This window comes from Kineosporia sp. A_224 (genome assembly GCF_002198655.1).
GTDB lineage: Bacteria > Actinomycetota > Actinomycetes > Actinomycetales > Kineosporiaceae > R-H-3.
Genome location: NZ_MWLN01000078.1, coordinates 4,865 through 16,442 on the forward strand (window position 1 = coordinate 4,865; position 11,578 = coordinate 16,442).

General features: G+C 74.7%; 11 protein-coding genes. 8 read left to right on the forward strand and 3 right to left on the reverse strand.

Annotated features, from left to right (window positions below):
• The first annotated feature begins 440 nt into the window (after positions 1-440).
• From EDJALFJO_RS06440 to EDJALFJO_RS06460, 5 genes are read left to right on the forward strand one after another with little or no spacing between them, the layout of a single operon-like run.
• Positions 441-1,499, forward strand: a complete 1,059-nt coding sequence (locus tag EDJALFJO_RS06440; protein ID WP_198950062.1) for a hypothetical protein — start codon at positions 441-443, stop codon at positions 1,497-1,499.
• On the forward strand, positions 1,496-2,575 hold the full coding sequence (locus tag EDJALFJO_RS06445) for an HAD-IIA family hydrolase (RefSeq protein ID WP_233149712.1): 1,080 nt from the start codon (positions 1,496-1,498) through the stop codon (positions 2,573-2,575). Before EDJALFJO_RS06440 ends, EDJALFJO_RS06445 begins: the two co-directional genes overlap by 4 nt.
• Before the next feature lie 33 nt (positions 2,576-2,608).
• Positions 2,609-2,911 carry a hypothetical protein gene (locus EDJALFJO_RS06450; RefSeq protein WP_088283365.1) on the forward strand — a complete coding sequence of 101 codons (303 nt, stop codon included), beginning with the start codon at positions 2,609-2,611 and terminating at the stop codon, positions 2,909-2,911.
• Positions 2,908-3,717: a TlyA family RNA methyltransferase gene (locus EDJALFJO_RS06455; protein ID WP_088283367.1), complete on the forward strand. Its 810-nt coding sequence runs from the start codon at positions 2,908-2,910 to the stop codon at positions 3,715-3,717. Before EDJALFJO_RS06450 ends, EDJALFJO_RS06455 begins: the two co-directional genes overlap by 4 nt.
• 5 nt (positions 3,718-3,722) lie before the next feature.
• Positions 3,723-4,697 carry an NAD kinase gene (locus EDJALFJO_RS06460; protein WP_088283381.1) on the forward strand — a complete coding sequence of 325 codons (975 nt, stop codon included), beginning with the start codon at positions 3,723-3,725 and terminating at the stop codon, positions 4,695-4,697.
• Positions 4,698-4,730: 33 nt separating this feature from the next.
• On the opposite strand, the gene EDJALFJO_RS06465 is transcribed toward EDJALFJO_RS06460, so the two are convergent.
• On the reverse strand, positions 4,731-5,258 hold the full coding sequence (locus EDJALFJO_RS06465) for a GNAT family N-acetyltransferase (protein WP_088283369.1): 528 nt from the start codon (positions 5,256-5,258) through the stop codon (positions 4,731-4,733).
• A gap of 20 nt (positions 5,259-5,278) precedes the next feature.
• On the reverse strand, positions 5,279-5,899 hold the full coding sequence (locus tag EDJALFJO_RS06470) for a hypothetical protein (protein ID WP_088283371.1): 621 nt from the start codon (positions 5,897-5,899) through the stop codon (positions 5,279-5,281).
• 172 nt (positions 5,900-6,071) lie between these two features.
• Between EDJALFJO_RS06470 and recN the strand changes: the two genes are divergently transcribed.
• The 3 genes from recN (at position 6,072) to EDJALFJO_RS06485 (ending at position 9,847) form a co-directional block, all read left to right on the forward strand.
• Positions 6,072-7,892, forward strand: coding sequence for a DNA repair protein RecN (gene recN, locus EDJALFJO_RS06475; protein ID WP_088283383.1), 1,821 nt, complete (start codon positions 6,072-6,074; stop codon positions 7,890-7,892).
• A 4-nt stretch (positions 7,893-7,896) separates the two neighbouring features.
• Positions 7,897-9,030: an epoxide hydrolase family protein gene (locus EDJALFJO_RS06480; RefSeq protein ID WP_088283373.1), complete on the forward strand. Its 1,134-nt coding sequence runs from the start codon at positions 7,897-7,899 to the stop codon at positions 9,028-9,030.
• 64 nt (positions 9,031-9,094) lie between these two features.
• Positions 9,095-9,847 carry a class I SAM-dependent methyltransferase gene (locus tag EDJALFJO_RS06485; RefSeq protein WP_088283375.1) on the forward strand — a complete coding sequence of 251 codons (753 nt, stop codon included), beginning with the start codon at positions 9,095-9,097 and terminating at the stop codon, positions 9,845-9,847.
• A 185-nt stretch (positions 9,848-10,032) separates the two neighbouring features.
• On the opposite strand, the gene EDJALFJO_RS06490 is transcribed toward EDJALFJO_RS06485, so the two are convergent.
• Positions 10,033-11,139, reverse strand: a complete 1,107-nt coding sequence (locus EDJALFJO_RS06490) for a DUF418 domain-containing protein (protein ID WP_198950063.1) — start codon at positions 11,137-11,139, stop codon at positions 10,033-10,035.
• Positions 11,140-11,578: the final 439 nt, after the last annotated feature.

The following is an 11,578-nucleotide window of genomic DNA, read 5'->3' on the forward strand; positions in this document are numbered from 1 at the left end:
AGGGGGATCGTCCGCAGCGTTCCTATGGCGACCGTCCCCAGGGTGACCGGCCGCAGCGTTCGTACGGGGACCGTCCGCAGGGGGATCGTCCGCAGCGTTCCTATGGCGACCGTCCCCAGGGCGACCGGCCGCAGCGCTCGTCCGGCGACCGCCCGCAGAGCGACCGCCCCGGCCGCTCCTTCAACGACAGCCCTCGCGGTGACCGCCCCCAGCGGTCCTACGGTGACCGCCCGCCGACCGACCGCGCTCCGGGCGGGCGGCCCGATCGCGGCCCGCGTCCTGACCGCGCGGCCCGCCCGGACCGTGGCGGCCGTCCCGACCGGGGCGGTTCGCGCGGTCCCGAGCGCGACCCGGCGACCGAGGAGGCCTGGCGCGCCGAACGCGAGGCCCGGCTCGCCCGCCGCGGCCCGGCCCGTGCCGTCGACGGCCCGCCGCCGGAGGTGCCGGACGACGTCACCGGCGGGGAGCTCGACAAGAGTGTCAAGGCCGAGCTGTCGGCGCTGCGCCCGGACACCGCGAAGGACGTCGCCCGTCACCTCGTGATGGCCGGCCGGCTCCTCGACGAGGACCCGGAGGCTGCCTGGCAGCACGCCGTCGCCGCCCGCTCCCGTGCCGCGCGCCTCGCGTCGGTGCGCGAGGCGGTCGGGCTCGCGGCGTACGCGACCGGTCGCTACGCCGAGGCCCTCGGCGAGCTGCGCACGGTGCGCCGCCTCACCGGCTCCAACGTGCACCTGCCGGTCATGGCGGACTGCGAGCGGGGCATGGGGCGTCCTGAGCGGGCGCTCGAGCTCACGGTCTCCGACGAGGCCCGCCGCCTCGACTTCGACGGCCAGGTGGAGATGCTCATCGTCGCCGCCGGCGCCCGGACCGACCTCGGCCAGCTCGACGCGGCCGTGGTCACCCTCCAGGTGCCCGAGCTGAAGTCGAAGACGAAGGCCACCTGGCTCGCGCGGCTCCGCTCGGCGTACGCCGACGCGCTGTCCGCCGTCGGCCGCACCGACGAGGCCCAGGAGTGGCTGCTCCGGGCCCTCGAGGCCGACGTCGACGGGGAGGCCGGCATCGCCGACCGCCTCGCCGAGGACGAGGGTCTCGTCTTCGAGGACCTCGGTGAGGACTTCGAGGACGACGACGTCCCGGCCGACGAGGACGGCGACGTGCTGCCCGAGCCGGTCCCGGTCGACGCCGCGGAGCACGCCTCGACCGCGGCGACCCAGGACGAGGACGACGAGGACGACGAGGACGAGGACGAGGACAGCGACGGGGCCCCGGCCGCCGACGCCGACCTCGCCGAGGACTTCGACGACGTGGACGACGACGTGGACGACGACGTGGACGACGTCGAGGACACCGTCGACGACGAGCCGGCGCCCGCGCCGGTCGCCGCCCCGCCGGCCCCGGCGACGACCGGTCTCTTCCAGGAGCCCCCGGTCCTGCCGTCATCGGACGACGACGGCGACGACCCGGACGACGAGCCCACCGGCGAGGAGGCCCGGGCGTGACCTCGGGCGCCCTCCGGACGACGTCGGCCGGGCTGCCCGGCTCGGCCGACCCGCTCGTCACGGCGTACGACCTCGCCGTCCTCGACCTGGACGGCGTGGTCTACGTCGGGCCGGACGCGGTCCCGGGCGCGGCCGACGCGCTCGCCCGGGCCCGGGTCGCCGGGATGGCCCTGGCGTTCGTCACGAACAACGCCTCGCGGCCGCCGCAGGCGGTCGTCGACCACCTCGTCCGGCTCGGGGTCGAGGCGCACCTCGACGACGTCGTCACGTCGGCGCAGGTCGCCGCCCGGATGCTCGCGGAGCGGCTCCCCGCCGGCTCCCCGGTCCTCGTCGTCGGCGGCGAAGGACTGCGGATCACCCTCGTGGAGAACGGGTTGCGGCCCGTCGGCACGATGGACGACGCGCCGGTGGCCGTCGTCCAGGGGTTCAGCCCCGACATCGGCTGGCGACTGCTCGCCGAAGGCACCCGCGCCGTCCGGGCCGGGCTGCCGTGGATCGCGTCGAACCTCGACATGACCTTCCCGACGCCGCACGGACCGGCCCCCGGCAACGGCGCGCTCGTCGGCGCCGTCGCCGCGGCCGCGGGCCGGCGTCCGGACGACGTCGCGGGCAAGCCCGCTCCGGGCTCCTTCCACGAGGCGGCCCGGCGCAACGGCAGCACCCGGCCGCTCGTCGTCGGCGACCGGCTCGACACCGATCTCGAGGGTGCGGTCAACGCCGGCATGGACGGCCTCGTCGTCCTCACCGGCGTCAGCACCGCGAGCGACCTGATGCTCTGCTCGCGGGCGGTGCGGCCGACGCACCTCGGCCGCGACCTCGACGCGCTGCACGCGGCCCACCCGGTCGTCGACCCGCAGGAGGTCGACGGCCGCGCCACCGCGACGTCCGGCGACGCGACCGTCGCCTCCGACGGTGACGTGCTCTCCGTCGTCCGCCCGGGCGAGGACGCGCTGGACCTGCTCCGTGCGGGCTGCGTGGCGGCGTGGACCGTCGTGGACGCGGGCCGCGCGCCCGACGTCACCGCCGTCCTCGCGGCCCTGGCGACCCTCGAACCCGAGGCCCCGTGGGCGCGGTAGCGTGGCATGCCGACGGACGGAAGGGGTGCCCCGGTGAGTGAGCCGACCTACGGCGCGACCGCCCAGCACGGCCAGGACGCGCACGACGACTCCCAGGTCGTCGACGGGTACGGCGACGACGTCCAGGTCGTCGACGACCTCGACGAGGGGCCGCTCGACGACGCGGACGGCGGCCCGGCCGACGTCCCGCAGCCGCCGCAGACCGGCGACGCCGGGGTCGACGACGCGGTCGCGCTGCTCCGGGACGCCGTCGCGGGGCCGCTCGACGGCCAGGTCGCCGCGTACGACGCCGTCCACCGGGCGCTCCAGGACCGGCTGGCCGACGTCGAGGGATGAGCAGGCTCCGCCGTCTCGACGCCGAGCTCGTCCGCCGGGGCCTGGCCCGCTCCCGTGAGGTCGCCGGCGAGCTCGTCGCCGCGGGCCGGGTGAGCGTCTCCGGCCGGACGGCGACCAAGCCGGCCACCCAGGTCGACCCGGCCGCGCCCATCGTCGTCAACGACGTGGACGACGACCCGCACTGGGCGAGCCGCGGCGCGCACAAGCTGCTCGGGGCGCTCGAGGCGTTCGCGCCGGACGGTCTCGCCGTCGAGGGCCGCCAGTGCCTCGACGCCGGCGCGAGCACCGGGGGCTTCACCGACGTCCTCCTGCGCCACGGTGCGGCCCACGTCGTCGCCGTCGACGTCGGCTACGGCCAGCTCGTGTGGCGTCTGCAGCAGGACGAGCGGGTCACCGTGCTCGACCGGCAGAACGTCCGGGAGCTGACCCCGGAGCTGCTGCCGTACGCCCCGGACCTCGTCGTGGCGGACCTGTCGTTCATCTCGCTGCGCCTCGTGCTGCCCGCGCTCGCCCGGTGCGCGGCGGCCGAGGCCGACCTGGTGCTCATGGTCAAGCCGCAGTTCGAGGTCGGCCGCGAGCGGCTGGGGTCGGGCGGCGTCGTCCGGGACCCCGCGCTGCGCGTCGCCGCGGTGCTCGAGGTGGCGGCGTCCGCCGTCCCGCTCGGCCTCGGCGTGGCGGGCGTCGCGGCGAGCCCGCTGCCGGGACCGAGCGGCAACGTCGAGTACTTCCTGAGGCTGCGCCGGGGCGCGCCGGACGTCGACCCGGGGACCGTCGAGCGCGTCGTCGCCGACGGTCCGCAAGGATGAGGGTGATGAGCACCGAACCGCGACGCGTCGTCGTCCTGCCGCACATGGGCCGCCCGGCCGCCGTCCAGGCCGCGGCGGACGTCGTCCTGGGCCTGCACGCGGCGGGCCTGCAGCCGGTGTTCTTCGGCGACGAGGCCGGCAAGCTGCCCGAGGCCGCGCAGGCGGTCGTCGAGATCGCCGACGCCGAGTGCCCCCTGGACGACGCCGAGCTCGTCGTCGTCCTCGGCGGCGACGGGACGATCCTGCGGGCCGCCGAGGTGGTGCGCGGCAGCGACGTCCCGCTGCTCGGGGTCAACCTCGGGCACGTCGGCTTCCTCGCGGAGGCCGAACGCGACGACCTCGCCGAGACCGTGGAGCGGATCGCCGAGCGCCGGTACGAGGTCGAGGAGCGGATGACGCTCGACGTCCTCGTCGAGCTCGACGGCCGCGAGATCGGCCGCACGTGGGCCGTCAACGAGGCGAGCGTCGAGAAGGCCAACCGGGAGCGGATGATCGAGGTCGTCCTCGAGGTCGACGGTCGGCCCGTCACCGAGTTCGGCTGCGACGGCGTCGTCCTCGCGACCCCGACCGGCTCGACCGCCTACGCGTTCTCCGCGGGCGGTCCGGTCGTGTGGCCCGAGGTCGAGGCGCTGCTCATCGTGCCGCTGTCGGCGCACGCGCTCTTCGCCCGCCCGCTCGTCGTCGCGCCGACGTCGGTGTCGGCCGTCGAGCTCATCCCGCCGTCCGGCGGGGTGCTCTGGTGCGACGGCCGGCGCAGCCTCACGCTGCCGCCCGGGGCCCGGATCGAGGTCTGCCGCTCGGCCCTGCCCGTGCGGCTCGCCCGGTTCGCCCGGCCGCCGTTCACCGACCGGCTCGTCGCGAAGTTCGGGCTGCCGGTCCGGGGCTGGCGAGGGCGTTCCGCCGCCGAGTCGCGGCGCACCCGGGTCGCCGAGGCGGCCGCCGCGGCGGCCGTGGACGAGCAGGGCGACCCCAGCGCCTGAGGCGCTCGGCACCCCCTGACGGCACGAGTCGGGTCAGAGCGGCCTGGTCGTCAGCAGGTTGGTCCCGTGGATCGCTTCGTCGCGCGTCGACTCGGTGAATCCGAGCTTCGACAGCACTCGCCGGGAGCCGGTGTTCCAGTCCCAGACGTGGGCCCACAGCCGCACATGACCGAGGGATCTCGCCCATTCCACCACCGCCCATGAAGCCTCGGTCGCGTACCCCTGTCCCCAGGACCGGCGGAGGAACTCGTACGCCAGCTCCGGCTCTCGTGGCCCGAGTCCGCTGTCGATCAGGCCGCAGTAGCCGAGCGCAGCACCCTCGCCCTTCCTCTCGACCACCAGCAACCCGGCCGACCGTGACCCTGAGGCTCGGATGGACTCCTCGAGGTCTGTGACCGTGGGACGTCCATCGGCATCGATGCGACGGTGCGGCGGCACTCGTGGATCACGTTCGAGCCACATCTCACGCTGGAAGGCGGCATCGGCCACGCGCCAGGGCCGCAGGGTCAGGCGGGCGGTCTCGAGCAGGACGTCGCTGCCGGGTTCGATCCCGTCCGGCATGGCCGCGATCCTTCCAAGGGTCAGGCCCGGACCACCGCGAGCGGGAGGTCCGCCCCGCCGTCGAAGGTTCCGAGCAGAGCGGGTCCCTGCGGGGCGTCCCCGAGCCGCCGCATGACGGTGAGCGTCCAGCCGGAGCCGGGGACCGTCGTCCTGTCGGTGCCGTCGACGGGGTTCAGCCCCGTTGCCGGGTCGTGCACCGGCACGGTGGCCACGCCGGCACCGCGCACGGTCGCCGTCGGTTCGCGGACGACCTCGGTGCCGTCGGCACGCCGCAGCAGCAGATCGGCCTGCCGGCCGCCGCTACGGATCGTGTCGAGCACCGTCGCGACGAAGACCGGGTCGGCGCAGGCGTCGTAGACGTAGCGGGTGCCCAGGGCCGAGTGCTCCATCGTGCCCAGCAGGTGTGCCTGCGCCGCAGCCAGGGGAGCGCCGCGGTAGGTCACCGGCACGAAGAGCGTCGACCCCGTCGCGGACCCGAAGAGGAAGCACTCGATGCCGACCTCACCGGCCGGGTCGTCCAACCGGAACGTGCCGACAGGGCCGCGGTCGGTCAGACCGTCCCACCACGGCCTCGTGCGGAGCCAGGGGCCGACGATCTCGTCCTTGCGCGGCGAGATCGTCGCGTCGTGGAGCAGCGCCATCCGCTCACCGTACCGACCGATGACGACGTGGCACGTCGCCTGCGGGCCTGTGGATGATGAAAGCGCTTCCGTCCCGGAAGCGGGTCATCGATTCCGACACATGTTCGATTCCTGGGGACAACTCCCACAGGTTGTCGCCTCCGCCGCCTAGGCTGCAGCCGTGCTCCTCGAGATGCGCCTTCGTGGGCTCGGCGTCATCCGGGACGCCGTGCTCGAGCTCGGCCCCGGCCTGACCGTCGTCACGGGTGAGACCGGTGCGGGCAAGACGATGGTCGTGACCGGGCTCGGCCTCCTCATGGGCGGGCGGGCGGACGCCGGTGCCGTCCGGGAGGGGGAGCAGGGGGCCTTCGTCGAGGGCCAGCTCCTGCTCGACCCCGCCGGTCCGGCCGCCGCTCGTGCCCTCGAGGCGGGCGCCGTCCTCGACGACGGCGACGTCCTCATCATGTCCCGCACCGTGAGTGCCGAGGGTCGCAGCCGTGCGCACCTCGGTGGCCGCTCGGTGCCCGTCGGGGTGCTCGGCGAGCTCGCCGACGAGCTCGTCACCGTGCACGGCCAGAACGAGCAGATCCGGCTCAAGTCGACGACGCGCCAGCGGGAGGCGCTCGACCGGTTCGCCGGCGATGCCGTGGCCGTCCCGCTCGCCGCCTACGCCACCTCCTGGGCGCGGCTGCGCGCCGTCGAGACCGAGATCGACGAGATCACCCGGCTCTCCCGTGAGCGCGCCCAGGAGGCCGAGCTCCTGCGGCTCGGCCTCGCCGAGATCGAGCGGGTCGACCCGCAACCCTCGGAGGACGTCGAGCTGCGCGCCGAGGCGCAGCGGCTCGCCCACGCCGAGGAGCTCCGGACGGCCGCGACGACCGCCCACCTCGCGCTCGCCGGCGACCCGGACGCGTCGTCCGACGCCGCCGACGTCACCGCCCTGCTCAGCGAGGCCCGCCGCGCGCTCGAGGCGGTGCGGCACCACGACGAGGACCTCGCCGGCCTTGCCGACCGGGTCGGCGAGCTCGCCTACCTCGCGGCCGACATCGCGGCCGACTGCGCCGCGTACACCTCGGCCGTCGAGTCCGACCCGATCCGGCTCGCCGCGATCGAGGAGCGCCGCGCCGTCCTCAAGAGCCTCACCCGGGCGTACGGGGAGGACATCGACGGCGTCCTCGCCTGGGCGAAGACCTCCGGGGCCCGGCTCGGCGAGCTCGACTCGGACGACGACCGCATCGAGGGGCTGCGCCTCGAGCGCGAGTCCCTCCGCACGATGCTCGGCCGGCTCGGCGGCGAGATCAGCCATGCGCGTCAGGTGGCCGGCGCCCGGCTCGCCGACCTCGTGAGCGCCGAGCTCACCGAGCTGTCGATGCCCGACGCCCGGCTCGTCGTCGAGGTCCGGCAGCGCGACGACATCAACGGCCTCCCCGTCGTCGAACCGGTGCCGAAGGCCAAGGGGGCCAAGGCCGTCGCCGCTGCGAAGGCCGCGGCGACCGCCGCCGTGGCAGCGGGCACCGACGGGCCGCGGCTCCTCGCAGCCGGCCCCGACGGCGTCGACGAGGTCGAGCTCCTGCTCGCCCCGCACGCCGGGGCCTCCCCGCGCCCGCTCGGCAAGGGTGCCTCCGGAGGCGAGCTCTCCCGCGTCATGCTCGGTCTCGAGGTCGTCCTCGGTGCCGTCGACCCCGTGCCGACGTTCGTGTTCGACGAGGTCGACGCCGGTGTCGGCGGCAAGGCGGCGATCGGCATCGGCCGCCGCCTCGCCCGGCTCGCCGCGACGTCCCAGGTGCTCGTCGTGACCCACCTCGCCCAGGTCGCCGCCTTCGCCGACCGGCACCTGATCGTCGTCAAGAGCAAGGACGGCGAGGTCACCGAGAGCGGCGTCAGGCTCCTGGACGACGAGGGCCGGGTGCGTGAGCTGGCCCGCATGCTCGGCGGGGTCGAGGAGTCGGACAGCGCCCAGGCCCACGCCGAGGAGCTCCTCACGTCGGCGAAGGCCGACCGGGCCCTCGGGTAGCCGGATGCGGGTCGAGCCCTTCTCCGTCGACGTCCCGGACCCGGTCCTCCAGGACCTGCTGGACCGCGTCCGACGGACCCGTTGGCCCGACCCCGCACCGGGGGAGCCGTGGGAGCAGGGCGTCGACCTGGAGTACCTCCGCGGCCTGTTCGAGCACTGGGCCGGCGGCTTCGACTGGCGCAGCGAGGAACGGCGGCTCAACCGCTACGAGCACCGGGTCGCCGACGTGGACGGTGCGCGCATCCACTTCGTCCACCACCATCGCCCGGGGCCGGGCCGGATGCCCTTGATCCTCACCCACGGCTGGCCGAGCACGTTCGTCGAGCTGCTGTCGCTCGTCGACCGGCTCGGTGACCGGTTCGACCTCGTGGTCCCGTCGCTGCCGGGGTACCTGTTCTCCGAACGGCCCTCCCGGGTCGGTGTCGACCGGGTCTCCGTGGCGGGCCTGTGGCACACGCTCATGCAGGGGCTGGGATACGAGCGGTACGGCGCCCACGGCGGCGACTTCGGCGCCGGCGTCGCCACGGCCATGGCCCTCACGCAGCCGGACCGGATGACCGGGATCCACCTGAGCACCGCCGAGATGTCGCCGTACACCGGGCCGGGGTCACCGCCTCTCACGGCGGAGGAGCAGACCTACGTCGACCACGTCGACCGCTGGGACGCGACCGAACGCGGGTACAGCTCGGTGCAGTCCACCCGGCCGCAGACCCTGGCGTACGGCCTCAACGACTCCCCGGCCGGGCTCGCCGCCTGGGTCCTCGACAAGTGGCGCTCCTGGTCCGACAGCGGCGGCGACCTCGACGCGACGTTCGGCCGCGACGCCCTCCTCACCATGCTCACCCTCTGGTGGTCGACCGGTTCGATCGCGTCCTCGATGCGCGACTACTACGACAACCGCTGGCACGGCAGCCCGATCGGCCCCGACGACGTCGTCTCGGTGCCGACCGCGATGGCGCTGTTCCCCAACGAGTTCGTCCCCGAGGGGGAGCCGCCCCGGTCCTGGTACGAGCGGCTCTACGCCGTCCGGCGCTGGACGGTCTTCCCTCGCGGCGGCCATTTCGCCGCCGCCGAGGAGCCCGACCTCCTCGCCGGGGACATCGCGGAGTTCTTCACCGGTCCGGACGTCCTGGCCTGAACCGGTGCTGTCGGCGGTCCGTTATCGGCTTGCTGGTCGGTCCTGCCGGTGAGGACGATGAGGCGTGCGGTCGTTCGAGGCGCTCGTCGGCGAGGCTGAGGCCGCTGACGTCACGGGCTGGGGCTTCGGGTGGCTCGAGGGGCGCGCCACGGAGGAGCGGCCGCCCTGGGGTTACGCCGGGCTGCTCGCCGAGCGGCTCGGTGCGGTGCGGTCGGCGCTCGACGTGGACACCGGGGGTGGCGAGGTCCTGGCCGGGGTGCCGCGTCTGCCGCCCACGATGGTGGCCACCGAGGGGTGGCCGCCCAACGCGGAACGGGCCCGGCGGCTGCTCGGCCCGCGCGGTGTCCAGGTCGTGGAGACCGTGGACGGCCGGCGCTGGCCTCTCGGTGACGGCTCGTTCGACCTCGTGACGTCGAGACACCCGGTCGCACCGGACTGGGGCCAGATCTGTCGCGTGCTCGCGCCGGGCGGGTCCTACTTCGCCCAGCATGTCGGCCCCGGGTCGGCGTTCGAGCTGATCGAGCACTTCCTCGGCCCGCTGTCCGCACAGCGCGCCGGGCGGCACCCCAAGGCAGAGGTCGCGGCGGCCGAGGCTGCGGGCCTGGTGGTCGAGGACCTGAGGACCGCACGCTGCCGCATGGAGTTCCACGACGTCGGTGCCGTCGTCTGGACCCTGCGCAAGTGCGTCTGGTGGGTCCCCGGCTTCTCGGTGGAGACGTACCGCGACGGGTTGCGAGCGCTCGACCGGGACATGCGGCGAGGGCGGCCCTTCGTCGCGTACTCGACGAGGCATCTGATGGTCGCCCGACGCGTGTGAGCACCGAGCCGCACCCGGTGCGGCCCGCGGTTGCGACCTGCTCGGGGACCGGCGCCATTCCTGCGGGACGGGTGCGCTTCCCGGCCGGATCGTGACCGATCCCGCGGCACCATGCCGCAGGATCGGTCACGATCACGGCCGGACGACGAAGGGCATGGAGCCCGGCCGCTCCCGGTCCGGCCTGGTCACGTGACGGGACGCCCGTAGCTGACACGCCGGACGAGCACCTCGAACAGGCCGCGGCGACCGGCCCGCCGTAGCCGGTCGGCGAGGAGCACGGTGGCCAGCCAGGTCAGCGCCGCGAGGAGGGCCGTCGTGCTGGTCGTCAGGGTGCCCGACAGGTCGAGCAGGAACGGCGTGAAGGCCGCCGCCCACACGACGGACTGGGCGAGGTAGCACGTCATCGAGCGCTGACCGGTGGCGACGACGGTGTCGAGGAACAGACGTCGGCGGGGCGTCTTCAGCCGGAGGGCGAGCAGGCCGAAGAGAGCGGCCCAGCCGAAACCGCCGAGGATCCCGCAGGCGTCGTGCAGCGGCCCCAGGACGGCCAGCGTCGGTGGGGCCGGCACAGGCAGGACGCCGGCAGCGACCAGGGCGACCGGCTGGGCGCCGATCACGGCCACGCCGAGCCCGACCACGGTCGTCAGCCGCAGCAGCGTGCGGTGGCGCTCGGGCTGCTCCAGGATGCGCCGCCGTCCGGCCCACAGCCCGATGGTGAACGGGCACAGGAACCCGATCGGCCCGACGAGCCCGATGAAGAGGGAGACCACCGGTCGGGCGGTGAGCATGGTCCGAAGGTCCGGCGGCAGCATCGCCGGGTCCGGCGGCAGCGTGCTCGTCGACAGGGAGTCGTCACTGGGCAGCGCCAGCAGCACGAAGACGAGCACCGCGGTTGTCAGCAGCCACCGGTCGCGCCAGCGCACCATCCAGGCACCGACGAGCAGCAGGACGCCGTACGCGGTGAGGACGTCGCCCACGAACAGCAGGACGGCGTGCACGAACCCGACGCCGACGAGCACCCAGGCACGCCGCCACAGCACCCGCCGCACCCCGCGCGGCCCACGGAACGCCTGCCGCTGCACGATGCGGGCGACCCCGTACCCGAACAGCAGCCCGAACATCGGGTAGGACCGCCCGTCGACGAAGGTCGACACGACCCAGGCCACCGCCGAGTCGAGCACCGACCCGCCCGTCGGGAACCCCCCGAACACCGACTCCCCGCGCAAGAAGTAGTGCGAGTTCGCCAGGGCGATGAACAGCAGCATCACCCCACGCGCCAGGTCCGGCGCCACCGCCCGCTCCGCCGGAGCCGTCGCCCCCGAGACATCAGCGGTCGCAGGAGGAGGCGCACAAGGCGAAGGCGGCGGCGAAGGCGCCCCTTCCGGACCGGACGGCATCGTCATGCCTCCGAGGCAACCAGCCCTCAGCATCCCCACACACCTGCCGAAGTAGCCCCCCACCCCGACCAAGGTCGACCGTCATGAGGACGCCTCGACGAAGCCCACTGATCCGCCGGCGAACCCGATCCGAGCAGGACCGGTGCCGCCAGCAGGCGCCACTACGACCGCCCGCCCGCAGCGCACCCCTGACGCCCCCGAGCCGCGCCCGGCAGGGGCGAACAGCTCTGCCGCGCCAGGCCCACACCCGCAGATGCCGCGCCCCTCAGGTCCCACCCCACGACCGGGCGCCATGAACGCCTCGGCAGGACAAAAGCAGCGGGTGGGGCGGGGT